Below are 23,328 nucleotides of genomic sequence, written 5' to 3' on the forward strand. Positions count from 1 at the left end.
GCACCTCTCCGGGGTCGAAGGTCCCGTCAGGCCGGAGAGCCCGGATGCGGCCCTGAGGCCTGGCGCGCATGGGACACCTGCAGCAAGGCGGCCTGCGTGCGCCGTTCCAGGCCGAGCTTGCCGAGCAGCGATGACACGTAGTTCTTGATCGTCTTCTCCGCGAGACCGAGCCGCTCGCCGATGGCGCGGTTGGTCAGTCCCTCCGCGATCAGTGCGAGGATCTGCTTCTCGCGCGCGTTCAGAGAGCCGAATCTGGGGTCGTCGTCCGCCGCAGCGGCCGCGTGCTCGCCGACCCGGCGGATCATCGAGCGGCTGAGCAGGCGTCGGCCCTGAGCGACCGCCCTGACTGCGGTGAGGATCTCGGCCGTCCGCACGGACTTGAGCAGGTAGCCGGCCGCGTCCCCGAGGATCGCCGACATCAGGGCGTCGTCGTCGTCGAAGGCCGTGAGGATGAGGCACGCGACGCCCGGATGCTGTTGCCTGATGCGCCGGGAGAGGTCGATGCCGCTGCCGTCGGGAAGCCTCCCGTCCACGATCGCGACGTCCGGAAGAGTCCTTGCGACGCCGGCGAAGCCTTCCGCGCATGTGGCGGCCTCGCCGACGACGGTCAGGTCCGCCTGAGTCTCGATGAGGTCGGCGATCCCTCGACGGACCACCTCGTGGTCATCGACGAGGAAGATCCGGTACACGAGTCATCTCCCTCCCCGCCCGGACGGCGTGCCGCCGACCGGGATCGACCTGCGACACAGGCTACTCGTGGGGCGGGACCGCGTCCACGAGATGCCGGGACGTCGCCGTGTCGGTCGCGGCGGCGTCACCCTCGTGCACGACCAGTACCGGGCACCGGGCGTGCGCCGCGCACGATGCGCTCACCGAGCCGAGGATCAGTCCGGCCAGACCGCCGCGTCCATGACTGCCCAGCACCAGCATCGACGCCTTGTCGCTGAGCTCGATCAGGACCTCGCGCGGCGGTCCCGGGATCACGCGATGCGAGAAGCGCTCCGGCGGGGCGCCCTGGAAGGCGGCCTTGATCGCCTCCCTGGCCGCGCGCTCCGCGTACTTCTTCGGCAGCCGGTCGAGACTCGGGTCGAACGGATCGAGCAGCAGGGGATAGGTCCACGTCGTGATCGCCTCGAGCGGGGCGTCCAGCGCCCGCGCGACCCTCGCCGCGAAGGACAGGGCCTCGACGGAGCAGGCGGATCCGTCGACGCCCACGATCACGGGCGGGACAGTGGATGCGGTGTTCATGGTTGTTCTCCTTCTCGTCGGTTCATCGGGCCGTCGGCACCACCGCGCGCCGGCCGTCGGCCGTGGCGGCCAGGTTCACGATCAGCACCGGGGCGTTGATGTTCATCAGCACGTCGTGGATGACCGGTCCTGGCGGACGCCCTCGATGGGTGCCCAGGACGAGAAGGGCGGCGTTCCGCGACGCATCCAGGAGCGCCTCCGCCGGTGGCCTGGTCGTCCTCCGCGCGCGGCTCTCGATCCCCGGCCGGCTGAGCGCGAGGTCGGCGATCAGCTGTTCCAGCTGGGCGGCGGCGGTCTCGACGGGGGCCGGGACGACGCCCTCGTACGACGAGTGCAGCACCGTCAGCGTCTCGGCGCGCGCGGCGGCCTCGGCGCCGGCGGCCGAGACGATCGGACCGGCGCCGGAGAGGGAGCCCACGCCCGCGACCACGCCTCGACGGAACCGCAGGTCCACCTGAGGGATGACGGCGACGCCGCACGGCACCGCCGATACGATCCGGAGGCCGAGGGAGCCGAAGATCCGGCTGCGGATGAACCCCGTCTTGCCGGTGCCGATCACGAGCAGGTCGTCGGCTCGGACGAACGCCGCGATCGCCTGCGGGATGTCCGGGTCCCGGATGATCTTGGACGGCGACGACGGCGACGACGGCGGTGCCGGTGCGGAATCGTCGGTCACGACATGGATCCCGATCGGCGGGGCCGGGGCCCACGAGGCGTGCGCGGACGCCCACGCCGCGGCGGCCGCGCCGTCCTCACTCCCGACGGCGACGACGAGGCGACTGAACATCGGCGACCGCCCTTCCCTCGGCATGCGTACGAGAGTCGCATGCGCGCTCCGGCGGGCGAGGGCCGAAGGTCCCTTCTCTCCGCCTGCGGAGTAGGATCCTGCGTGAGGTGGCCGGAAGCGGGAGCCATGGACGACGAGACCCTCCAGTTCCCCGACTATCGCCGTTCAGAGCTCGAACGGACGATAGCCGAGCTGATCGACCGCGCCCAGCAGGTGCTGCGGGCTGAAGGACGGCTGCGCCATCTCCTGCGGGCCACGCAGATCGTCGTCGAGGGCCTCGACCTCGAGCAGGTGCTGCGCCACATCGCCGAGGCCGCGGTGACGCTTGTCGACGCACAGTACGGCGCTCTCGGCGTCATCGACCGTGACGGGAGGCTGGAGCAGTTCATCCACGTCGGCATGCCCGATGACGTCGTGGAGGCGATCGGAGACCTGCCGCGAGGGCACGGGATCCTCGGCGCCGTCATCCAGAGCCAGGACCCGATCCGCCTGGAGGATCTCGGAGCAGACCCCCGATCAGCCGGCTTCCCGGCGCACCACCCGCCGATGGGCACCTTCCTCGGCGTCCCCGTGCGGGTGCGGGGCGAGATCTTCGGGAACCTCTACCTCACGAACCGCAAGGGCGGGAGCTTCACAGACGAGGACGAGGAACTCGTCGTCGCACTCGCCTCCACCGCCGCGATCGCCATCGACAACGCCCGGCGCTACCAGGAGTCGCGCCGGCTGGAGCGGCTCAGCAGCGCCCTCGCCGAGATCACCGCAGCCCTGCTCGCCTCGGATTCGGGCGACGTGTTCGGTGTCGTCGCCGAAAGGGTCGCCTCGCTCGTGATGGCAGATCTCGTGTGCATCGTCGTGCCCAGCCCCGATTCCGACCGGTTCCGTGTGGAGACCGCGCGAGGGATCGGGGCGGGATCGGTCGAGGGGGCGGACATCCCCGCCGAGGAGGCGATCATCCGCCGGGTCATGGGCGACGGCATCGCCTTCTCGGCGGACAGGCTCTCCGATTCGCTGGCCCTGGATGAACGGCTCCTCGGAGGGCCGACGATCGCGGTGCCGCTCGTCGTGGCCGGCACCCCGGCGGGAGCACTGTGCGCGACCCGTGCCGAAGGGTCGCCTCGCTTCTCTCCCGACGACCTCTCCACGCTGTCCGAGTTCGCCGCCCAGGCAGGCCTCGCCCTGGCGCTCGCGCAGGCCAGAGCCGATCGTCAGCGCCTGGACGTCATCGGCGTGCGCGCCGAGATCGCGAGGGATCTCCACGACAACGTCATCCAGCACCTGTTCGGAACCGGACTGGGCCTTCAGGCGCTCGCAGCCACCCTGCCATCGCATGCGCCGGCCATCACCGCCCACGTGGGCGAGATCGACGCCGCGATCGCCGACTTCCGCACGGCGATCTTCGCGCTGCAGACCGGAGGAGGCGAGTCGCTCCGTCATCGCCTCCTCGACATCGTCAGCGACGTGTCCCCGCAGCTCGCGGCACCGCGGCTGACCTTCGAGGGCCCCGCCGACCTGCTCGTCACAGGAGCCCTTGCGGATGACGTCGTCGCCGTGGTGCGCGAATCGCTCAGCAACGTCGCGCGGCACGCTCAGGCGCACAGCTCGCAGGTCACCGTCTCCGTCACGGCATCCCACGTCACGGTGCTGATCGACGACGACGGCGTGGGGATGCCTGAAGCGCCGACGAAGCGGAGCGGCACCGCGAACCTCGCCCGGCGCGCCCTCGCTCACGGAGGCGTGTTCAACGTGGAGGCGCGGAAGGAGGGCGGGACCCGCGTGCGCTGGCATGTCCCGCTGGATTCGCGAACGGCGGCGGTTCCGTGACGCGGGTGTTCCTCGTCGACGACCACGAGATCGTGCGGCAGGGCATCTCCCGGATCATCGGCGATGAGCGCGACCTCGAGGTGGTGGGCGAATCCGGAGCGGTCGAGGGCACGATCGGGCGGATCAGGGCGACCGTGCCGGATGTGGTCGTCCTCGACGTCCGCCTTCCAGACGGCAGCGGCATCGATCTGTGCCGCCGCATCCGGTCGGAGCTGCCCGCGGTGAGGTGCCTCATCCTCACCGCGTTCGATGACGACGCGGCCGCAGTCGCGGCCGTCGTCTCGGGCGCGTCGGGGTACGTGCTGAAGTCCGTCCGGGGTGCGAACATCGCGGAGAGCGTCCGCCGGGCCGCACGCGGAGAGAGCCTGATCCCGCCATCGGTGGCCGCGCGCGTTCAGGAGGAGCTTCGGGCTCGTGCGGAGGAGAAGCCGCGCGCCGACGTCGAATTGACGCTGCGGGAGCGTCAGGCCCTCCGGCTGATCGCCGAAGGTCTCACCAACCGGCAGATCGGTGAGCGCCTCGGCCTCGCGGAGAAGACAGTGAAGAACTATGTGACGGGGCTGCTGTCCAAGCTCGGCATGGAGCGGCGCACGCAGGCGGCCGTCTACGTGGCCGCATCTCGGCGATCCGGGCCGGACTCGTCGGCGAACCGCCTCTCCTGACCTCCGGGCGCGATGGGACGTTGGGCCCGCGGCGGGGCGCTCGGACACCGCATCATCGGAGTCGACCGTCCTGTCCCGTCCACGAGGAGCACCGATGAACCGTTCCGAGGAGATCGAGTCCGCCGGCACCGCCGCGGGAGCCTCGGAGGAGGTGCTCCTGGTCTTCGAGTCGATGTTCGGCAGCACCCGGCGAATCGCCGAGGCGATCGCCGACGGCATCCGGACGAGCCTCCCGGTGGGCGTGTACCGGGTCGCCGACCTCCCCTCCGCGGAGGGCCGACGGCTCGTCGTGGTCGGTGCGCCCACGCACGCGCATTCCCTGAGCCGTCCGGAGTCGCGCGCTGAGGGGCGGCGCTGGGCGAGGGATCGTGCGCGATTCGCCCTCGAGCCCGGTCCCCATGACATCGGCGTTCGGGAATGGATCCCCGTGGCCCGGCTGAGCGGGGACTCCTTCGCGGCGTTCGACACCAGGATCGACATGCCCTGGATCTTCACCGGCTCGGCGGCAGGTGCGATCTCGAAGCGCCTGAGGCGGCGCGGGCTGCGGGAGTTCCTGCCACCCGAGAGCTTCCTGGTCGACAAGGACAGCCGGCTCCTTCCCGGCGAGGCCGAGCGGGCATTCGAATGGGGGCGGACGCTCGGCGCCGCGCTGCGCGCAGAGACCGGGGACGCAGCACGACGGGAGTCGCGATCATGAGCAGCCGGTCGCACGGAGGCCGCCTCACCTTCCTCGGCGCCGCGGGCACGGTCACCGGCTCCCGCTACCTTCTCGACGCCTCGTCCTCGCGCGTGCTCGTCGACTGCGGGCTGTTCCAGGGATACAAGGCGCTGCGAGAGCGGAACAGGGCGAGGTTCCCGGTGCTGCCTTCCTCGGTCGACGCTGTCGTGCTCACCCACGCGCACCTGGATCATTCCGGCTATCTCCCTGCTCTCGTGCGCGACGGGTTCCGCGGGCGCGTGTACGCCAGCGCGGGCACGATCGCACTCTGCCGGATCATGCTGCTAGACAGCGCGCACCTCCTCGAGGAGGAGGCGCGGGCGGCGATCAGGCACGGCTCGTCGCGCCACGAGCATCCGACGCCGCTGTACACGGTGGAGGATGCGATGAGGGCCGTGGACCGGTTCACTCCGCTCGCGGCCGGCGAGACCGCCGTGGCGCCGGGGGTCGCCGTGCGTCTTCGCGGAGCCGGCCACATCCTCGGCGCGAGCAGCGTGTACCTCGATGTGGAGGGAAGCAGCGTCTGCTTCACGGGGGACCTCGGACGCGAAGACGACCCGCTCATGCGTCCCCCGCATCCTTTCGCGGGCGCCGACGTCCTCGTCGCGGAGTCGACGTACGGCGACCGGCATCACAGCGAGGAGAACCCCGAGGACGCGCTGGGAGATGTCGTGCGCCGCACGGTCCGGCGCGGCGGCGTGGTCCTGATCCCCGCATTCGCGGTCGGGCGCACCGAGACCGTTTTGCTGCATCTCTCGCGGCTGCGGGATCGGGGAGAGATCCCCGACGTGCCGATCTACCTGAACAGCCCGATGGCCATCAGCGTCGCAGACGTCTACCGAGATCATCCCGGGGAGCACCGCCTCGGCGCGGACGAGATCGAGCGGCTGTACTCGATCGCGACGCCGGTGCGCGACGTCGACGAGTCGAAGCTCCTCAACCTGCGGGGAGGGCCGATGGTCATCGTCTCCGCCAGCGGGATGCTGACGGGCGGCCGCATCCTCCACCATCTGCGCGCCTACGGGCCCGACGCCCGCAACGCCATCGTGCTCACCGGATTCCAGGCCGGCGGCACACGCGGGAAGCGGCTCCTCGACGGCGAGCGGGAGCTGCGCATCTTCGGCAGGGACGTGCCGATCCGCGCGGAGGTCGTGCATGTCGACTCGATGTCGGCGCACGCCGATGCGGACGGCGTGCTCCGGTGGATGAAGGGCGCGCCCCGCGAGCCCCGTGTCGTCTACGTGACGCATGGCGAGCCGGCGGCGTCGGACGCCCTGCGGCTGCGGATCGGACGGGAGCTCGGGTGGAGCGCGAAGGTGCCGGACCCGATGCAGGAAGTGGACCTGACGGAGCGCGTCTCTCCCGAGCCCGCTCTCCAAGGATGACGATGGAGGAGATCATGGAGCAGAGCATCGTGGTCGGCGTGACCGAGTCGGCGGTATGCCGGCGCGTGCTGGAGTGGGTTTCCGTGCGCGCGCGGGAACGCGGCAGCCGGATCGAGCTGGTGTCGGTGGTGGGCGGCGCTCTCGGCGTGGTCGGGGAGGGACCCCTCCTCGATGAGGCGCTGCGATCCGCGAACGCACTGCTGGAGCGCGAGGCGGAGCTGCTGCGCAGTCGCGGCGTCATCGTGGACACGCGCGTCGCACGCGGCGATCCGGTGGGGGAGCTCGTGGAGACCTCGATGGTCTTCGACCTCCTCGCGATCGGGAGCGATCACGGGGGGCCGGCCGGCGGTCCACGCCGGGGCCTGCACGGCACCCGGATCGTCGCCGGAGCCTATTGCCCGGTCGCCGTGATCCCCGACTTCGACCTCGCGGGGCGGCACGGCATCGTGGTGGGCATCGACCGGTCGCCGATCGCGCGTCGGGCGCTCGGCTTCGCCTTCGAGGAGGCCGAGCGCAGCGGCGAACCGCTCACCGTCCTCCACACCTGGCAGCCTGTGCCGCTGCCGATGAGCATGGACGCCTATCCGCACGGATACCTGGCCGGAGCGCAGGCGCTCGCCGAGGAGACCGTCGATCTCGCGCTCGCCGAGATCGCTCCCGCACACCCGCGCGTGCCCGTCACGCGCGTCGTGGAGCAGGGGGCGCCGGCGCAGCAGCTCAACGAGCTGGCGTCGCGGGCGCGTCTGGCGGTCGTCGGATCTCACGGGAAGGGCGCTCTCGCCCGCTTCCTGCTCGGCTCGACGAGTCAGCGGGTGCTGGAAGAACTCGCGACCGTCACCGTCGTGGTGAGGTAGGCCGCGTCGCCGTTGCGGCTCCCGCCCCGGAGCCCCGCGCATCCGAGCCGTCCCCTGGGCGATGATGGTCCCATGCCAGCCTCCCACCGCCCCGGTCTGCGGGTCTCCGCGAGTCTCGTGATCCCGGAGACCGAGCTGTCGTGGCGCTTCTCGCGGTCGTCCGGCCCCGGCGGGCAGGGCGTGAACACCGCCGACTCGCGCGTCGAGCTGGTCTGGGACGTCGCGGCGTCCGCCGCGCTCTCGCCGGTCCAGCGTGCGCGGCTGCTCGACCGGCTCACGACCCGGCTGGTGAACGGCGTCCTCACGATCGCCGCCTCAGAGCACCGTGCGCAACTGCGCAACCGCGAGGCCGCGCGCGAGAGGCTCGCCGCACTCGTCGACGAGGCGCTGAAGCCGCCGGGGCCGCCGCGACGGGCCACCCGCCCGAGCCGGGGCTCGAAGGAGCGGCACCTGAAGGCGAAGCATCGCCGGTCCGACGTCAAGCAGCTCCGCAGACCGCCCCGGGACGCCTGATCCCGTCGCGGGCGGATGCTCACTGCTCAGGCGTCTCCTCCGGCGTCGGCCGGCGAGGCACGTAGTGCTTCCAGGTCGTGAGGTACCCGTAGCCGCCGAACGCGGCGAAGCCGGTGCCGTAGAGCAGCCCGACACCGGTGGCGATGCCCACCGCCCACTCGAACGCGCCGCCGGCGGCGATGATCGCCGAGCCGGTCAGCAGCCCCGCGACGCACGCGTTCACGACGATCAGCAGCATGACCGAGCTGCCGATGAAGACGCTGGCGCTGCGCGTGCGCAGGAACGAGTAGGTCCTCTTCATCCCGGCCATGTCGTCGTTGACGGCGGCGAGGAACACCTCGGCCACGTGGGGATCGAGATCGACGTAGGCGCCGCGGATCCGGTTCATCGCCACGACGTACATCATGTCCTCCTCCGACACGTTCATCACGCGTACCTGGGTCATGAAGCCGATGACGGTGAGGAAGGCGAGGAGGGCGAGGGATGCTCCGCCGAACCATCCGGAGAAGCCCGAGGCCTGCCCGAGGAGGCCGATCGTCACGAGGCCCGCGGACACGAGCGCGAGGAAGATGGTGATGCGCGTCAGCACCTCGCTCTGAGCGGTGCTCCGCGCCGCCAGCAGGCCCCAGTGCTCGGTGGCGAGGATCTGCGCGCGCCGGCTGAGCACGGCATCCGATTCGGGGGACCACGGTTCGCTCATGTCGCCATTGTGCACCTGCCGGCGGCGGAGCGGACAGGCGTTTGCGTCGTGCTGTTCGGCGACGAGGAACCATCCCGGTGCGCGCGGACCGGGGCGTATGCTCGCCGCATGGCCGAGGTCGTCGTCGACGGGCTGCGCATCGCCTATCGGAGGCAGGGGAGCGGGCCGGCGCTCGTGCTGTTCCACGGGGCGTTCGAGGACTCCCGGGCGTGGGCCCGGCAGATGGAGCGACTCAGCCCGCACGTCGAGGTCGTCGCCTGGGATGCGCCGGGATGCGGTGCCTCCGACGACGTCCCCGCCGGCTGGAGCGACGCGAACTGGGCGAGGACGGCGGCCGGTTTCCTCAGCGTTCTCGGGCTGACCAGGCCCGCTGTCGCCGGCTTCTCCCTCGGCTCGGTGCTCGCGCTCCTGCTCGCCCGCGACCATCCGGAATCCGTCGGGCGGCTCGTGCTCGTCGGCGCGTACGCGGGCTGGGGCGGCTCCCTTTCCCCCGACGCGCTCGCCGAGCGGATGGCCGCTGCACGATTCACCCTGGAGCATCCGGTCGAGGAATGGGCCGACGGCTTCCTCGACTCGGTGTTCGCGCCCGAAGACCCGCCGGAGCGTCGCGCACTCGCCCGACGTCTGCTCGACGACTGGCGCCCCCGCACGACCGCGGCGCTGCTTCCGGTGATGGCCCAGGATCTGCGTTCCGACCTGCCGCGCATCCCGGTGCCGACCGTGGTCGTTCGCGGTGACGCCGACGCGCGCAGCCCTCGGGGCGCGGCGCTCGAGATCTGCCGGCTGCTTCCCCGCGCCCGTCTCGTCGAGATCGCAGGGGCGGGGCACGACTGCACCGGCGAGGAACTCGATGCCGTGCTCGTCGCTGCGGCTCGCGCGGCAGGAGAGGGATCGTCGTCCGCTGTCCGATGACAGCCCTTCCGTCTCGGCGCCGCGCGGCGTTGGATGAGGGGATGAGGTCCTCACGACGCACCGGCCGCAGGGTCTTCTTCGCGGTGTCCGCGGCATCCGCGCTCTGGGCGTTCACCGCGTGCGTCCCGCAACCCGGATCCGAGCCGAGACCGGAGCCGTCGGCATCCGCCGAGTCCGGACCTGTGGAGACCGTCGCGCAAGGCCTCGATGCCCCGTGGTCGATCGCGTTCCACGAGACGACGCCGCTCGTGAGCGAGCGGGACGGCGCCCGCATCCTCGAGATCGACGACGACGGCGAGGCGCGCGAGGTCGCGGTGATCGACGGGGTCGCCGCGGGAGGAGAGGGCGGACTGCTCGGCCTCGCCGTGCACGACGGCGAGCTCTACACGTACTTCACTGCTCCGGGGGAGAACCGTGTCGAACGGCGGGAGCTCCGCGGCGATCCCGGCGCGCTCGAACTCGGCGACCCGACGACCGTGATCGACGGCATCCCGGCCGCCGGCAACCACAACGGCGGGCGCATCGCCTTCGGCCCGGACGGGATGCTGTACATCACGACCGGTGACGCGGGGGACCGCGACAGCGCCCAGGACAGGGATGCCCTCGCGGGAAAGATCCTCCGGATCAAGCCCGGCGGCGGCATCCCGGACGACAACCCGTTCGGGGACTCCCCGGTCTACAGCTACGGCCACCGCAACCCGCAGGGCATCGGCTGGGACGCCGACGGGACGATGTACGCCAGCGAGTTCGGACAGGACACGTGGGACGAGCTCAACGTCATCGAAGCCGGCGGGAACTACGGCTGGCCGGTCGTCGAGGGGATCGCGGGCGACGAGCGTTTCATCGACCCGGTGCAGCAGTGGACGCCCGATTCGGCCAGCCCCAGCGGCCTGGCGGTGACGGATACCGAGATCCTCATCGCGAACCTCCGCGGCGAGCGGCTCCGTGCGGTGCCCCTCGGAGACCTCGCGACGAGTAGCGAGCGGTTCACCGGGGAGCTCGGGCGCCTGCGGGACGTGGTCGTCGCCCCCGACGGCGGGATCTGGATCCTCACGAACAACACCGACGGGCGCGGGGACCCGCGCTCCGGCGACGACCGGATCGTTCGGCTCATCGGCTGACGGACGGCCTCTCGTCCACCTCGTTCACGTCTCCCGTCAACCCCGGATCTCGCCCGTCCCCACGCGCCTACACTGGAAGGGTGGCGAGACTGTTGATCATCGGCGGCTTCCTGGCCGCCGTGTTCTGGGTGTTCAGCATCGTCGACTGCTCGGTGCAGCCGGCGACGCGGCACCGGGGCGTGCCCAAGGCCGCCTGGATCGCGATCGTCGTCCTCATCCCGGTCATCGGCGGCATCCTCTGGTTCACGATCGGACGCCGTCGCGCGAACGACCAGGGCACCCTCCGCATGCCGGCGCCCGACGACGACCCCGAGTTCCTGCGCCACATCGGCAAGTACGACCAGGACGCCCGCATCCGCCGCCTCGAGGAGGAGCTCGCTCGCCTCGAGGACGAGACGGACGACGGCCCGGCCGCGGACACGCGTTCGTGACGTCGTCGCCCGCGACGGATGCCGCGGCCGCCCTGATCGCGGACCTCATCGCGAACGGCGTGCGTGACGTCGTGATCTCGCCGGGCTCCCGTTCGCAGTCCCTCGCGCTCGCCGCGGTGCACCTGGCGAACCAGGGGCATCTGCGCGCGCACGTCCGCATCGACGAGCGGGTCGCCGGCTTCACCGCCCTCGGCCTCTCCCGGGAGACCGGCGTGCCTGCCGCGGTCGTCTGCACCTCCGGCACCGCCGTCGCCAATCTGCTCCCCGCCGCCATGGAGGCCTTCCACTCCGGAGTGCCCCTGCTGCTGCTGACCGCTGACCGCCCGCCGGAGCTCCGCGGCGTGGGGGCGAATCAGGCGACGATCCAGCCCGGGCTGTTCGGCCGGTTCGTGCGGCTTCAGCTCGATGCCCCCGTGCCCGGCGACGGCGACTGGTCGGGGCTCGCCGCCGCGGCGGTGGCCGCGGCGATGGGAGCGGATGCCGCGCACGGCGCCCCCGGCGTCGCCGGCCCCGTGCACCTGAACCTGCCGTCGCGGGAGCCGCTCTCCGGCACCCTGCCTGCCCTCGAGGTCGTCCAGGGCCCGGCGCCGGCTCAGGCCCCGGCGGAACCCGTGGTGCTCGACCGCGGACCGCGGACCGTGGTGGTCGCCGGCGCCGACGCCGGACCGGCCGCCGAGGAGATCGCCCATGCGGGCTCCTGGCCCCTGATCGCCGAGATCGTCAGCGGCGCGCGCTTCGGGCGCCGGCTCATGCACGGATATCGCGCGCTCCTCTCCGACCCCGCCCTCGGCGGGCGCATCGAGCGAGTCGTCGTGCTCGGCCACCCGACCCTCAGCCGCGAGGTCGCTCGCCTGCTGTCGCGCGCCGACGTCGACGTCGTGGCCGTCCGCCGCGGCGGCGAGGAGCTGAACCTCAACCGGCTGACACGGGCCGCGGCATCCGTCGACGTCGCTCCCGGAGAACCCGATCGCGACTGGCTGGGCGCCTGGATGGCGGCCTCGGCCGCGCAGGCGATCGACCTCAGCGAGCACGCGCCGGACACCGACGGCCTCGCCTCCAAGGACTTCGCGGCCCGCCGCGACGCCGTGCGGGCCGAGCTCGACGCCGTGCGCCGCCCGCTCTCCCGCGAGCTTCTCGTCGACGCCGTGTGGCGTGCGACCTGGCCGCACGACCGGCTCGTGTTCGGCTCATCGCGCCTGGTGCGCGTCGCCGACGCGGTGCTGGCAGGCAAGAAGGTCCCCGTGCACGCCAATCGCGGCCTCGCCGGCATCGACGGCACCGTCGCCACGGCCACCGGCATCGCCGTCGCCAGTCAGGCCGACGGCTCTCCCGGCGTTACGCGCGTGCTGCTCGGGGACCTCGCCTTCCTGCACGACGTCGGTGCGCTGCTGCTGCCCCCGGACGAGGCGATCCCGCGCCTGCAGGTGATCGTCGGCAACGACGGCGGCGGCACGATCTTCGACGGGCTCGAGGTGGCTGCCTCCGCTGATCGCGCCGACCTCGATCGCGCCTTCTACACCCCGCACGAGGTGCGGATCGAGCAGCTCGCCCTCGCCTACGGCTGGGAGCACCATCGCGTCACGACCCGCACGGCGCTCGACCAGGTGCTCACCGCACCGTCGGGCGGTCGCCAGCTCATCGAGGTGCCGCTGCCGCGCTGAGCGGGCCGGCTGCTGGCAGGATGAGCACATGAACGCGCACACCTGGGCTCGCATCCTGCAGGTCGGCGAGGGATTCCGTCTCGCCGACGTCGATCCGGAGAGCACTCCCGGCTACGAAGGGGGCAAGGCGCAGGGGAAGGCCGATCTCGCCGCCGGGCTGGAGGAGCTGAACGAGCTGCAGGAGCGTCTCTTCGCCGAGAGCCGCGCCGGGGTCGCGAAGGATGCCGTGCTCCTCGTGCTGCAGGCGATGGACTCCGCGGGCAAGGGCGGCATCGTGCGGCACGTCGTCGGCGGGGTCGACCCGCAGGGCGTCACGCTCACCGCGTTCAAGGCTCCCACCGAGGAGGAACTCGCGCACGACTTCCTCTGGCGCATCGAGAAGAGGCTCCCCGAGCCCGGGTTCATCGGCGTCTTCGACCGCTCGCACTACGAGGACGTGCTCATCGGCCGCGTCCGCTCCCTCGCGACGCCCGAGGAGATCGAACGCCGCTACGACGCGATCGACGAGTTCGAGGCGAGGGTGACCGACTCCGGCATCCGGATCATCAAGGTCATGCTGCACATCTCCTCCGACGAGCAGAAGGAGCGGCTGATGGAGCGTCTCGACCGCCCCGACAAGCACTGGAAGTACAACCCGGGAGACGTCGACGAGCGGATGCTGTGGCCGACGTACATGGAGGCCTATCAGGCCGCGATCGAGCGCACCTCGACGGAAGTCGCCCCCTGGCACGTCATCCCGGCGAACCACAAGTGGTACGCGCGGCTCGCCGTGCAGGAGCTGCTGCTGGCCGCCCTCCAGGACATCGACCCGCGGTGGCCGAAGGCCGACTTCGACGTCGAGGCGGAGAAGAAGCGGCTCGCCGCGAGCTGAGCCGGGCGACCGCCACGGTCGTCAGGCCGAATGCACGACCTTTCCGCCGAGGACGGTGGCAGCGACACGCGCTTCCGCGAAGGAGTCCCGTCCGGTGATGCCGGTGGTGAGCACCGCGAGGTCGGCGAGATGTCCGGGGTGCAGTCGTCCGATCCGGTCGTCGACCCCGATCGCCTCGGCCGGACCGAGCGTGTACGCGCGAACGGCATCGGCCGGGTCCAGCCGCTCCTCCGGCTGCATCGTCCGATGCGCCGCGGGATCGACCGCGTGCACGTCCTGGGGCGGCGCTGTCCGGGTGACGGCGGTGTGCAGCCCCCAGAGCGGATCCGGGCTGGTCACCGGCCAGTCGCTGCCCATCGCCAGGTGCGCGTCGTGCGCGCGGAGCGAGCCGAAGGGGAAATGCCAGCGGGCCCGCTCCGGTCCGAGCAGGGGGAGCTTGCGCTCCAGGATCTCCTGATCGGCACGCGCCCACAGGGGCTGCAGGTTGGCGGTGACGTCGAGTGCGCGGAAACGCGGGAGATCGGCCGGATCGACCAGATCGAGGTGCGCGATCTGGTGGCGCTGTCCCCGGCCGTTCGCTGCCCTCGCCGCCGCCACGGCGTCGAGGCACTCGCGCACCGCCCGATCGCCGACGCCGTGGAAGTGCACGCGCTCTCCTGCGGCATCCAGCGCGGTGACGATCGAGGCCAGCTCGGCCGGCGGGATGACGGAGTCGCCTGACGTCTCGGGATGCACGCCCCGATAGGGGGCAAGGAGAGCGGCGGTGCAGTTCTCGCAGATGCCGTCCTGCATGATCTTCACGCCGGTGATCGGGAAGCCGTCGGCGCGTGCGGTCGCGATGCGCGCGATCACGTCGGGGAGGCGATCGGCGCCCCATCCCGGCGGCCACCAGACGGACCCGCTCACGCGTGCCGTGAGGAGGCCTTCCGCGCGCAGGGAGAGGTAGGCCGGAAGCGGGTCCTGCATGGCGAGATAGCGTCCGAGCAGGGCGTCGTGCCAGGCGGTGACGCCCAGCGAGAGGAGATGCTCCTGGGCAGCCAGCATCCCGTCGCGCTGGCGTGCGAGATCGGGCTCGGGGAGAAGCGAGGTGACCAGTTCGCCGGCGCTGTCCATGAGCACTCCGGTGGCATCGCCGGACTCATCGCGCACGATGCGGCCGGCGGCCGGATCGGGGGTGTCCCGGTCGATGCCGGCCAGCTCCAGCGCGCGGGAGCTCACCCACACCCCGTGCGCATCATGGCTGGTGAGCACGGCGGGACGGGAGCCGATGACGTCGTCCAGCAGACGCCGATCCGGCAGTCCGCCGTCGAACACGTCGCCGAACCAGCCGCTCCCCACGATCCACTCGCCGGACTCCGCGGCGGCGAACTCGCGGATGACCGCGAGATAGGCCTGCCGGGAGTGGACGGATGACAGGTCGCAGCCCAGCAGCGCGAGTCCGCCGCCGAGGGCGTGGATGTGACCGTCGTGGAAGCCGGGGAGGATCGCTCCGCCCCCGGCATCCACGATCTCGGTGCGTCGACCCGCCAGCTCGCGGATCTCGGCGTCTGTGCCGACGGCCGCGATCCTGTCGCCGCTGACGGCGACGGCGGTGGCGGGACCCGGCTCCGGCGACCAGACCTGGCCGCCGGTCACGATGAGATCCGCGATCACCGCACCGCGCTCCGCTGAGGGGCGACAGCCCGCTCCCAGGCGACGTAGAGCACGGCGGGGACGATGAAGCCGACGACCCAGGCCAGATCGACGTAGCCGAGGGGTTCGGCGAGCGGGCCCGTGTACATCGTCGTGACCATGAACGGGATCTGCACGAGGATGCCGGCGGCGTAGCAGGCGAGTCCGATGCCGTTCCAGCGCCCGTAGACGCCGCCGTCGCGGCGGAACATGGCCTCGACGTCGTAGTGCCCCTTGCGCAGCACGAAGTAGTCGACCAGGTTGATCGCCGACCAGGGGATGAGCACGTAGAGGAGCACGAAGACGAAGTCCTTGAACACGAGCAGGAAGTCGTTCTGCCCGAAGACGGCGGCGAGGGTGGCCAGCAGCGCGTAGCCGACGGTCATGCCGATCCTCTTGCCCGTGTCGATCCGCACCCGCGCGGCGACGCTCTCCAGCACCGTGAGCGCGCACATCACCCCGGAGTAGATGTTCGAGGAGTTCATCACTGCCGAGGCGATTCCGAAGGCGAAGAGGACGACGGGGCCGAAGCCGCCGAGAAGGCTGCCGAGGGCGGCCATCGAGTTCCCGTCGTCGCCCGTGGTCAGGCCGACGAGCGCGCCGAGGACCATCACGCCCACGGTGCCGATCACGAGGCCGGAGTAGGTGGCCCAGAACGCCTGCCGGGACCCGATGCCCTTCGGCATGTAGCGGGAGTAGTCGGAGACATACGGGGCGTATGCCAGCTGCCAGGTGACGCCGATGGCGAGCATCCCGAAGAATCCGGCCGGCGTGAAGACCAGGTCTCGGGTGGTCGCGTAGGCGGCAGGGTTGGTGAGCGCGAGGAGCAGCGAGACGACCACCAGTACGCCGATGATCACCGAGAACACCGCCATCGCCTTGCGGACGAGGTCGTAGCCGAAGATGGCGAAGACGAGCGCGACGACGGCGCAGACGATGATCCCCACGTTCAGGAGGCCGCCGCCGAACACCGCGTCGAAGCTCTGTGCGGCCACGACGAGGTTGGATGCGAAGAAGCCCAGGAACATGAGCAGTGCGATGAAGGCGAGCAGGCTGCCGCCGAAGTAGCCGAACTGGGCGCGAGCCTGCAGCATCTGCGGGATGCCGAGCTGCGGTCCCTGGGAGGCGTGCAGTGCGGCGCCGAACCCGCCGATCACGTTCCCCACCACGATCGCGAGAATCGTCCACTCGAGCGGGAGGGCGAACAGGGTCGGTCCGAGGGCGCCGGTGACCACCGTGAGCGGCAGCATGTTGATGCCGAGCCAGATGAAGAACAGGCCGCGTGGCTTGCCGGTGCGCTCGTCCTCGGGGATCGGCCGGATGTGGCGGCGCTCGAAGGTGATGATCTTGGTCGTGCTCGTGCTGAGTTTCGGGTACTCGGTCACTGGGTCTCCGATCGGGGGGATTGCGCCTGTCGGGCCCTCGGGTGGGACGGCGGTGGCGCGACACGGGAAGTCAACCGGATCGGGGGACGCGGGGCCAATACGGGATCCCGCCGCACTGCATCACACAGGTAGATGCAAGTGTCGAGCATCCATCGCAGGAATGGATGGGAATGTTCAGGCGAGCGCGTCGACGAGAGGGCGGAACTTCACCCGCGTCTCCAGAAGCTCCGATTCGGGATCCGACCCCGCGACGATGCCTGCGCCCGCGTACGCGGTGACGGCGATCGCGTTCCCGGCCGGCGCGAACTGCGCGCACCGCAGCGCGATCGCCCACTCGCCGTTGCCGGCGGCATCGACCCAGCCGACCGGACCGGCGTACCGTCCGCGATCGAACGGCTCGAGCTCGCGGATCGCGGCGATCGCCGCGGAGGTGGGGGTGCCGGCCACCGCCGCGGTCGGATGCAGGGCGCCGACGAGGTCGAGTGCCGAGTCGCCGTCGGCCAGCTCGCCCTCGACGTCCGTCGCCAGGTGGAAGAGATTCGGCAGCTTCAGCAGGAACGGCTGCTCGCTCGCCGCGAGGGCGCGGGTGTGCGGACGGAGCGCGGCGAGCACGCTCTGCACGGCGTATCCGTGCTCGTCGAGGTCCTTCGTGCTGGACGCCAGATGCGCGGATGCCGCGGTGTCGGCATCCGGATCCGCTCCGCGTCCGATCGTGCCGGCGAGCACCCTCGCCGTGACCGTGCGGCTGCGGACGGTCACCAGGGTCTCCGGACTCGCGCCGATCAGCCCGTCGACCGCGAACGCCCAGGTGTCGGGGTAGCCGGTCGACAGGGCGCGCACGAGCCGGCGCAGATCCGAGCCGGCCGGGATGCTCCCGGTGAGGTCGCGCGCGAGAACGACCTTGCTGAGCTCGCCCGCGGCGATGCGCCCCAGTGCGAGGCGCACGGACTCCTGGTAGCCCTGCGGCGTCTGCGCGCCCGGCCCGACGGTGCCCGCCCAGTGCGGGCCGTACCCCTGGGGCTCGGGCGCGGCTGCGGGCGGTGCGGCATCCGCGGTGCGGATCGTCGTCAGCCAGGTGCGGCCACGATGCCGGCCGATCACGGCCGAGGGGACGATCAGGATGCTGTCCGCCGACGAGTCCTCGTCGAACGTCAGCGCTCCGAAGGCCACCAGCCCGGTGCCGGGGAGCTCCAGGGGGTCGTCGATCACCGCATCCTGCGTCAGCCGGCGCCAGGCGGAGGAGATCACGGCGGAGCGGGGCGCGTCGCCCCCGGCGGGGACGCGGATCGTCGTCGCGACGCCGTCGCCGACCGCGACGATGCCGTCACCCCGTCGCAGCCAGGCCAGCGGGACCGCGGCATCCGCGTACGCCAGAGGATCCTCGACGGGGTCGATCTCGCGGGTCTCCACGACCAGACTGCTCACCCTCTCAGCCTAGTCAGGCTCCGTGAGGCCTCGTCTCACCCGTCGGAGTGAGCCCGGAGGGGGAGCTCCGTCAGACCGGATGCCTAGAGTGAGAGCATGAGCGACGCCCGTCCCGCCCCCGGCACCGAGATGATCTTCCAGTGGCGCAAGTGGGACGGCTCCCCGCACTGGAGGCACGAGTGCGTGTACCTCGGCGCCGACGAATGGGGCGACTGGGTCGGCCAGCCCGTCGGCTGGCACAGCGCCCGCCCCGGGCGCGAGTTCCGCACCGGCAATCCGAACGTGACGCTCGTGCCCGCCGGGCGTGAGGACTATGCGCTCACCGTGAACCGCGACCACCCCAAGCAGATGCGCGTCTACATCGACCTCGGCTGGGACGTGCGCTGGTCGGACGACCCGCTGCTCGCCGTCGGCATCGACATGGACCTCGACGTCGTGCGCGTCGAGGGGGAGCGCGGCACCTGGGTCGACGACCGCGACGAGTGGGAGGAGCACAGTGCGCAGTTCGGCTATCCCGCCGACGTGATGGAACGCCTCGAAGGACTCGCGCTCGACCTCGAGGAGCGGGTCCGCGCCCAGCATCCGCCCTTCGACGACGCGGTCGCCGATCGCTGGCTCGACCGCCTGGCCGCGCTGGGCCTCGACCGCTGAGAGACGTCCTGCTTCCGGTCGCAGTTCGTGCCGGTCGCTTCCCGCTCCGGTCGCACTTCGGCACAGTCGCGGCGCACCGGACCGTTCCGAACTGCGACCGGAACGCACAGGGTCGCCGCGCCTAGACTCGACTCATGTCCCCGAACGAGCCCAACCGCGCCGATCTCGGCAAGGACCCCGCCCGCGTCAGCGGCATGTTCGACCAGGTCGCCGCCGGCTACGACCGCACCAACACGGCGATGACCGTTGGGAACGACGCGCTCTGGCGCGCCGCCACCACGCGCGCCGTCGCCCCGAAGCCGGGGGAGAGGATCCTCGACCTCGGCGCGGGCACCGCCTCGTCCTCGGCGTCCCTCGCGCGCAGCGGCGCGCAGGTGGTGGCCGCCGACTTCTCGCCCGGCATGCTCGCCGAGGGGAAGCGCCGGCACGGCAGCATGCGCAACCTCTCCTTCGTCGAGGCCGACGCGACGAACCTGCCCTTCGCCGACGGGGAGTTCGACGCCGTCACGATGTCCTACGCCCTGCGCAACGTGAACGATCCGAAGAAGGCGCTGCGTGAGCTCTTCCGGGTGACCAAGCCCGGCGGACGCCTGGTGATCAACGAGTTCTCCACACCTCCGGGAGCCCTTTTCCGCACCGCCTACCGGTTCTACAACGCTCAGGTGCTGCCCCGCGTCGCCCGCGTGGCCGGCACCAACGGAGAGGCCTACGACTACCTCAACGAGTCGATCAGGGAATGGCCCGATCAGAGGAAGCTCTCCGCGTGGATCCGCGAGGCGGGCTGGACGGACGTCGCCTACCGCAACCTCTCCTTCGGGATCGTCGCCCTTCACCGCGCGCGCAAGCCCCAGGACGGCACGCCCGAGTGATCGCGACGGGTAGGCTGGGGGCGTGACTTCGAGCCCCACCGCCCCGGGTTCGCGACTGGCGAGCCGTCTCGGCTTCAGCGACCGCGTGTTCATCGGCCCCGCCGCCCGCCGCGTCGCCCGCGCCATCGAGGAGGGGCTCGAGCGCGTCGAGGACGGCCTCGCCGAGGACGTCCGCGTCGCCGACCCGCTCGCCGACGCCACCAGCCGGTATCTCTACGAGGCCGGCGGCAAGCGCATCCGCCCGGTGCTCACGCTTCTCGCCGCCCAGCTGGGCGACGGGAACACGGATGCCGTCATCGACGTCGCCAAGGCCCTCGAGATCACGCACCTGGGGTCGCTGTACCACGACGACGTCATGGACGGCGCCGACCGCCGTCGCGGGGTGCCCGCCGCGCACGCCGTGTGGGGCAACAGCATCGCGATCCTCACCGGCGACATCCTGTTCTCCCGCGCCAGCCAGCTGATGTCGCGTCTCGGCGACCGGGCGATCCGCCTGCAGGCCGACACCTTCGAGCGTCTCGTCCTCGGCCAGATGCACGAGACCCTCGGCGCGCAGCCCGGCGACGAGCCGATCGAGTTCTACATCCAGGTGCTCGCCGACAAGACCGGCTCCCTCATCGCCGCCGCCACCCAGGCCGGCGTCATCTTCTCCAACGCGCCCTCGGCGTACGAGGAGCCGATGCGGATCTACGGCGAGAAGATCGGTGTCGCCTTCCAGCTGCTCGACGACGTCATCGACCTCTCCGCGAAGCCTGAGGACACCGGCAAGGTCCCCGGCACCGACCTCCGTGCCGGGGTGCCGACGATGCCCTACCTGCTGCTGAAGGCCGAGACCGACCCGGCATCCGCCGATCTCGCCGCGCGCATCGACGACGGCGTCGCCCGCATCGCAGAGGGCGCGGATCCGGCGATCCTCGACGGCCCGCTCACCGAGCTGCGCGATCACGTCGTCACGCAGAAGACCCTCGAGCTCGCGCTCACCTGGACCCGGGACGCCATCGACGCCCTGGGCCCGCTGCCTCGCGGCACCGTGCGCGAGGCGCTCACCCGATTCGCAGAGACTCTCGCCGAGCGCTCCAGCTGAGCGCGCGCCGCGAAACGCGGCCGCGCCGCAGAGCGCTCCGCCGGACGAAAGGACCTTCATGACCAAGCTCAGGCTCGCCATCGTCGGAGCCGGCCCCGCCGGCATCTACGCCGCGGACATCCTGCTGAAGGCGGAGCGCAAGTTCGACGTCTCGATCGACCTCTTCGAGCAGCTGCCGGCGCCGTACGGCCTCGTGCGCTACGGCGTCGCCCCCGACCACCCCCGCATCAAGGGCATCATCACGGCGCTGCGCGACGTGCTCGACCGTGGCGACATCCGGATCTTCGGCAACGTGCGCTTCGGTGAGGACATCACGCTCGACGACCTCAAGAAGCACTACAACGCCGTGATCTTCGCGACCGGCGCGATCCGCGACTCGGCGCTCGACATCCCGGGCATCGACGCCGTCGGGTCGTACGGCGCCGCCGACTACGTCAGCTGGTTCGACGGGCACCCCGACGTGCCGCGCGAGTGGCCGCTGGACGCGGCATCCGTCGGCGTGCTCGGCAACGGCAACGTCGCGCTGGACGTCGCGCGGATGCTCGCGAAGCACGCCGAGGACCTGCTCGTCACCGAGGTGCCCGACAACGTCTACCAGGGCCTCAAGGCCAGCGCCGTCACCGACGTGCACGTGTTCGGTCGCCGCGGCCCCGCGCAGGTGAAGTTCACCCCTCTGGAGCTGCGGGAGCTCGGCGAGCTGCGCGACGTCGACATGGTCGTCTACGACGAGGACTTCGATTACGACGAGGCCTCGAAGGATGCCGTCGCCAGCAACAAGCAGGTCATGGTCATCGACCGGGTGCTGCAGTCGTGGCGCAAGCGCGACTCCGTGAACAACGCCGGCGGCACAGCCTCCCGTCGCCTGCACCTGCACTTCTGGGCGCGTCCGGTCGAGGTGCGCAAGGATGAGGACGGCCGCGTCGCGGCACTCGTCTACGAGCGCACCCGGCCCGACGGCCAGGGCGGTGCCGTGGGCACCGGCGAGCTGCGCGAGGTGCCGATGCAGGCGCTGTACCGCGCGATCGGCTACTTCGGCTCGCCGCTGCCCGGTGTGCCGTTCGACAAGAAGCACGGCGTCATCCCGAACCGTGAAGGCCAGGTCCTCGCGAAGGACTCCAACCAGCGCGTCCCCGGCATCTACGCCACCGGCTGGATCAAGCGCGGACCGGTCGGCCTCATCGGCCACACCAAGTCCGACGCGATGGAGACCGTGCGGCACATCATCAACGACCAGGGGTCCTGGTGGCAGCCGGAGGACCCGTCAGAGGCTGCGATCCCCGCTCTGCTCGAGGAGCGCGGCGTGAAGTGGACCGATCTCGAGGGCTGGCACCGGCTCGACGAGCACGAGATCGCGCTCGGCGCCCCGCAGGAGCGGGCCCGGGTCAAGGTCGTCCCGCGCGACGAGATGGTGCGCGTCTCCCGCGGGGAATGACCGTCACTGGATCGTTGTCTTCGGTGCGGCGGGTCGCGGGCGGTGCGCTCGTAGTCTGAGCGCATGCGACTGCGTTCCGTCCTCGCCGTGGGTGTCGCGGCTGTTCTGGTGCTGTCGGGGTGCGCTCCGACGCCGGCTCCGAAGCCGAAGCCCTCGGCGTCGCCGACGGCATCCGCGACGCCGACTCCGACGCCGGAGCCGATCGTGGAGCCGGAGGCCGCGTTCGATGTGACGTGCGACGATGTCGCGGCGGTGATGGCGAGCCTGGTGGGGGAGCCATCGACGCCGGTCGAGCCCGTGATGTCCATCATCTCGACCATGGGGTGGCTGCCGGGGCCCGGGCAGTACATGTTCCAGCGGGCGGGCGGCATCGCCTGCTCCGCGGGTGAAGCGCCGTCCTACTGGGAGGTGACGATCGTTCCGGGCGCCGGGGCGGTGACGAACGGCGCCGCGCAGAGGAACGGGTTCTGGGGCGAGACGGCAGGCTGCAGCGATCGCGGATGCAACTTCGAGATCATCGAGGGGGACGTCCTCCTCACCGCGAACATCGTCGACGAAGGCCTGGGTGTGGCGGGCGATCCCGACGTCCCGGGCGACGCGCTGCGCGACCTTGCGGGCACTGCGGATGCGAGCCTGCACGACTTCGAACTCGTCGACAGCGACATCGTCGGTGCGGCGTGCGAGCGGTTCCTCACACCCGCCGAGGTGTCGGAGGTCACGGGCGTCGAGGGTGTCGAGATCGTCGACTCGTTCGGCGGCTGGGGCATCCCCGCCGAGGTCTACCACGTGACGAACGGGGCGCGGATCTGCCTCTATTCGATCGGAGGCGAGGAGTACGCAGGCAACCAGCTCATGATCACGACCCTGCCGGGCGGCGCCTGGGCCTTCGAGAAGGTGGGCGGCACGCCGGTGGAGATCGAACTCGCGGACGGAGCAACCCTGAGTTCAGGGGAGCACGGCGAGAGAGTGCTCGACCTGCGGGTGGGAAACGACTGGATCCGGCTGACGACGCTCGACGACGGATCCGGGGCGCCCGACCCCGAGCCGCTGGCGGCGACGGTCGCCCGCAACCTGACCCGCGGGCACACCGCTCCGCAGTAGCCGGCACCCGGTCGGCTAGCCTGACG

The 23,328-nt window shown here is 71.3% G+C and carries 23 protein-coding genes; 16 read left to right on the top strand and 7 right to left on the bottom strand.

From position 1 onward, the window contains the following. Nucleotides 1-26 precede the first annotated feature (26 nt). From G6G98_RS14410 to G6G98_RS14420, 3 genes are all read right to left on the bottom strand, one after another. Nucleotides 27-689 carry a response regulator transcription factor gene (locus G6G98_RS14410; RefSeq protein WP_164234377.1) on the bottom strand — a complete coding sequence of 221 codons (663 nt, stop codon included), beginning with the start codon at nucleotides 687-689 and terminating at the stop codon, nucleotides 27-29. A 61-nt stretch (nucleotides 690-750) separates the two neighbouring features. Next, nucleotides 751-1,248 (bottom strand): universal stress protein, encoded by a 498-nt coding sequence (locus tag G6G98_RS14415; RefSeq protein WP_164234378.1) that lies wholly within the window; start codon nucleotides 1,246-1,248, stop codon nucleotides 751-753. 22 nt (nucleotides 1,249-1,270) lie between these two features. Then, nucleotides 1,271-2,035 carry a universal stress protein gene (locus G6G98_RS14420; protein ID WP_164234379.1) on the bottom strand — a complete coding sequence of 255 codons (765 nt, stop codon included), beginning with the start codon at nucleotides 2,033-2,035 and terminating at the stop codon, nucleotides 1,271-1,273. Nucleotides 2,036-2,137: 102 nt separating this feature from the next. Between G6G98_RS14420 and G6G98_RS14425 the strand changes: the two genes are divergently transcribed. The 6 genes from G6G98_RS14425 (at nucleotide 2,138) to arfB (ending at nucleotide 7,988) form a co-directional block, all read left to right on the top strand. Further along, on the top strand, nucleotides 2,138-3,856 hold the full coding sequence (locus G6G98_RS14425; protein WP_164234380.1) for a sensor histidine kinase: 1,719 nt from the start codon (nucleotides 2,138-2,140) through the stop codon (nucleotides 3,854-3,856). Further along, complete coding sequence (locus G6G98_RS14430; protein ID WP_164234381.1) at nucleotides 3,853-4,518, top strand: response regulator; 666 nt, start codon at nucleotides 3,853-3,855, stop codon at nucleotides 4,516-4,518. Before G6G98_RS14425 ends, G6G98_RS14430 begins: the two co-directional genes overlap by 4 nt. 94 nt (nucleotides 4,519-4,612) lie before the next feature. Beyond that, entirely contained in the window at nucleotides 4,613-5,215 is a 603-nt protein-coding gene (locus G6G98_RS14435; RefSeq protein WP_243842143.1) for a flavodoxin family protein, read from the top strand. Beyond that, nucleotides 5,212-6,621: an MBL fold metallo-hydrolase RNA specificity domain-containing protein gene (locus G6G98_RS14440; RefSeq protein WP_164234382.1), complete on the top strand. Its 1,410-nt coding sequence runs from the start codon at nucleotides 5,212-5,214 to the stop codon at nucleotides 6,619-6,621. The genes G6G98_RS14435 and G6G98_RS14440 overlap by 4 nt, the downstream gene beginning before the upstream one ends. 2 nt (nucleotides 6,622-6,623) lie before the next feature. Further along, complete coding sequence (locus G6G98_RS14445) at nucleotides 6,624-7,475, top strand: universal stress protein (protein WP_243842144.1); 852 nt, start codon at nucleotides 6,624-6,626, stop codon at nucleotides 7,473-7,475. Between the two features lie 72 nt (nucleotides 7,476-7,547). After that, nucleotides 7,548-7,988: an alternative ribosome rescue aminoacyl-tRNA hydrolase ArfB gene (gene arfB / locus G6G98_RS14450; protein WP_067354183.1), complete on the top strand. Its 441-nt coding sequence runs from the start codon at nucleotides 7,548-7,550 to the stop codon at nucleotides 7,986-7,988. Nucleotides 7,989-8,007: 19 nt separating this feature from the next. On the opposite strand, the gene G6G98_RS14455 is transcribed toward arfB, so the two are convergent. After that, nucleotides 8,008-8,688, bottom strand: coding sequence for a hypothetical protein (locus tag G6G98_RS14455; RefSeq protein ID WP_164234383.1), 681 nt, complete (start codon nucleotides 8,686-8,688; stop codon nucleotides 8,008-8,010). Nucleotides 8,689-8,796: 108 nt separating this feature from the next. Between G6G98_RS14455 and G6G98_RS14460 the strand changes: the two genes are divergently transcribed. The 5 genes from G6G98_RS14460 to G6G98_RS14480 all read left to right on the top strand — a co-directional run bounded on the left by G6G98_RS14460 (nucleotide 8,797) and on the right by G6G98_RS14480 (nucleotide 13,684). Next, the gene (locus G6G98_RS14460; protein ID WP_164234384.1) at nucleotides 8,797-9,600 is read left to right on the top strand and encodes an alpha/beta fold hydrolase; all 804 of its coding nucleotides are present in this window, start codon (nucleotides 8,797-8,799) and stop codon (nucleotides 9,598-9,600) included. Between the two features lie 41 nt (nucleotides 9,601-9,641). Beyond that, nucleotides 9,642-10,721: a PQQ-dependent sugar dehydrogenase gene (locus G6G98_RS14465; protein ID WP_164234385.1), complete on the top strand. Its 1,080-nt coding sequence runs from the start codon at nucleotides 9,642-9,644 to the stop codon at nucleotides 10,719-10,721. Nucleotides 10,722-10,801: 80 nt separating this feature from the next. Beyond that, complete coding sequence (locus G6G98_RS14470) at nucleotides 10,802-11,152, top strand: PLD nuclease N-terminal domain-containing protein (protein WP_164234386.1); 351 nt, start codon at nucleotides 10,802-10,804, stop codon at nucleotides 11,150-11,152. Beyond that, complete coding sequence (gene menD / locus G6G98_RS14475) at nucleotides 11,149-12,813, top strand: 2-succinyl-5-enolpyruvyl-6-hydroxy-3-cyclohexene-1-carboxylic-acid synthase (protein WP_164234387.1); 1,665 nt, start codon at nucleotides 11,149-11,151, stop codon at nucleotides 12,811-12,813. Before G6G98_RS14470 ends, menD begins: the two co-directional genes overlap by 4 nt. Nucleotides 12,814-12,841: 28 nt before the next feature. Beyond that, nucleotides 12,842-13,684, top strand: coding sequence for a polyphosphate kinase 2 family protein (locus tag G6G98_RS14480; RefSeq protein ID WP_164234388.1), 843 nt, complete (start codon nucleotides 12,842-12,844; stop codon nucleotides 13,682-13,684). Between the two features lie 21 nt (nucleotides 13,685-13,705). Here the strand turns inward: G6G98_RS14480 and G6G98_RS14485 are convergent, their stop codons facing one another. The 3 genes from G6G98_RS14485 to G6G98_RS14495 all read right to left on the bottom strand — a co-directional run bounded on the left by G6G98_RS14485 (nucleotide 13,706) and on the right by G6G98_RS14495 (nucleotide 18,165). Next, the gene (locus tag G6G98_RS14485; protein ID WP_208321506.1) at nucleotides 13,706-15,319 is read right to left on the bottom strand and encodes an amidohydrolase; all 1,614 of its coding nucleotides are present in this window, start codon (nucleotides 15,317-15,319) and stop codon (nucleotides 13,706-13,708) included. Between the two features lie 14 nt (nucleotides 15,320-15,333). Then, on the bottom strand, nucleotides 15,334-16,740 hold the full coding sequence (locus G6G98_RS14490; protein ID WP_208321507.1) for a purine-cytosine permease family protein: 1,407 nt from the start codon (nucleotides 16,738-16,740) through the stop codon (nucleotides 15,334-15,336). A gap of 174 nt (nucleotides 16,741-16,914) precedes the next feature. Further along, on the bottom strand, nucleotides 16,915-18,165 hold the full coding sequence (locus tag G6G98_RS14495) for an isochorismate synthase (RefSeq protein ID WP_164234390.1): 1,251 nt from the start codon (nucleotides 18,163-18,165) through the stop codon (nucleotides 16,915-16,917). 96 nt (nucleotides 18,166-18,261) lie between these two features. Here G6G98_RS14495 and G6G98_RS14500 point away from each other — a divergent pair, with 96 nt between their 5' ends. The 5 genes from G6G98_RS14500 (at nucleotide 18,262) to G6G98_RS17080 (ending at nucleotide 23,302) form a co-directional block, all read left to right on the top strand. Beyond that, complete coding sequence (locus G6G98_RS14500; RefSeq protein ID WP_164234391.1) at nucleotides 18,262-18,816, top strand: hypothetical protein; 555 nt, start codon at nucleotides 18,262-18,264, stop codon at nucleotides 18,814-18,816. Between the two features lie 134 nt (nucleotides 18,817-18,950). Next, a complete protein-coding gene (locus G6G98_RS14505; RefSeq protein WP_067354221.1) occupies nucleotides 18,951-19,685 on the top strand; it encodes a class I SAM-dependent methyltransferase in 735 nt (244 codons plus the stop codon). A gap of 22 nt (nucleotides 19,686-19,707) precedes the next feature. Next, nucleotides 19,708-20,769 (top strand): polyprenyl synthetase family protein, encoded by a 1,062-nt coding sequence (locus tag G6G98_RS14510; RefSeq protein WP_164234392.1) that lies wholly within the window; start codon nucleotides 19,708-19,710, stop codon nucleotides 20,767-20,769. A 58-nt stretch (nucleotides 20,770-20,827) separates the two neighbouring features. Then, on the top strand, nucleotides 20,828-22,201 hold the full coding sequence (locus G6G98_RS14515) for an FAD-dependent oxidoreductase (RefSeq protein WP_067354229.1): 1,374 nt from the start codon (nucleotides 20,828-20,830) through the stop codon (nucleotides 22,199-22,201). A gap of 63 nt (nucleotides 22,202-22,264) precedes the next feature. After that, nucleotides 22,265-23,302 carry a hypothetical protein gene (locus G6G98_RS17080; protein WP_067354232.1) on the top strand — a complete coding sequence of 346 codons (1,038 nt, stop codon included), beginning with the start codon at nucleotides 22,265-22,267 and terminating at the stop codon, nucleotides 23,300-23,302. Nucleotides 23,303-23,328 lie beyond the last annotated feature (26 nt).

Source organism: Microbacterium hydrocarbonoxydans, from assembly GCF_011752045.1.
In the GTDB taxonomy this organism is placed as follows: Bacteria; Actinomycetota; Actinomycetes; order Actinomycetales; family Microbacteriaceae; genus Microbacterium.

Bases quoted from the DNA above. Each gene is read 5' to 3' on its own strand.
- G6G98_RS14440 (WP_164234382.1), top strand. From the start codon at position 5,212: ATGAGCAGCCGGTCGCACGGAGGCCGCCTCACCTTCCTCGGCGCCGCG.
- G6G98_RS14465 (WP_164234385.1), top strand. From the start codon at position 9,642: ATGAGGTCCTCACGACGCACCGGCCGCAGGGTCTTCTTCGCGGTGTCC.
- G6G98_RS14435 (WP_243842143.1), top strand. From the start codon at position 4,613: ATGAACCGTTCCGAGGAGATCGAGTCCGCCGGCACCGCCGCGGGAGCC.
- arfB (WP_067354183.1), top strand. From the start codon at position 7,548: ATGCCAGCCTCCCACCGCCCCGGTCTGCGGGTCTCCGCGAGTCTCGTG.
- G6G98_RS14480 (WP_164234388.1), top strand. From the start codon at position 12,842: ATGAACGCGCACACCTGGGCTCGCATCCTGCAGGTCGGCGAGGGATTC.
- G6G98_RS14420 (WP_164234379.1), bottom strand. From the start codon at position 2,035: ATGTTCAGTCGCCTCGTCGTCGCCGTCGGGAGTGAGGACGGCGCGGCC.
- G6G98_RS17080 (WP_067354232.1), top strand. From the start codon at position 22,265: ATGCGACTGCGTTCCGTCCTCGCCGTGGGTGTCGCGGCTGTTCTGGTG.
- G6G98_RS14445 (WP_243842144.1), top strand. From the start codon at position 6,624: ATGGAGGAGATCATGGAGCAGAGCATCGTGGTCGGCGTGACCGAGTCG.
- G6G98_RS14505 (WP_067354221.1), top strand. From the start codon at position 18,951: ATGTCCCCGAACGAGCCCAACCGCGCCGATCTCGGCAAGGACCCCGCC.
- G6G98_RS14515 (WP_067354229.1), top strand. From the start codon at position 20,828: ATGACCAAGCTCAGGCTCGCCATCGTCGGAGCCGGCCCCGCCGGCATC.
- G6G98_RS14460 (WP_164234384.1), top strand. From the start codon at position 8,797: ATGGCCGAGGTCGTCGTCGACGGGCTGCGCATCGCCTATCGGAGGCAG.
- G6G98_RS14415 (WP_164234378.1), bottom strand. From the start codon at position 1,248: ATGAACACCGCATCCACTGTCCCGCCCGTGATCGTGGGCGTCGACGGA.
- G6G98_RS14500 (WP_164234391.1), top strand. From the start codon at position 18,262: ATGAGCGACGCCCGTCCCGCCCCCGGCACCGAGATGATCTTCCAGTGG.
- G6G98_RS14455 (WP_164234383.1), bottom strand. From the start codon at position 8,688: ATGAGCGAACCGTGGTCCCCCGAATCGGATGCCGTGCTCAGCCGGCGC.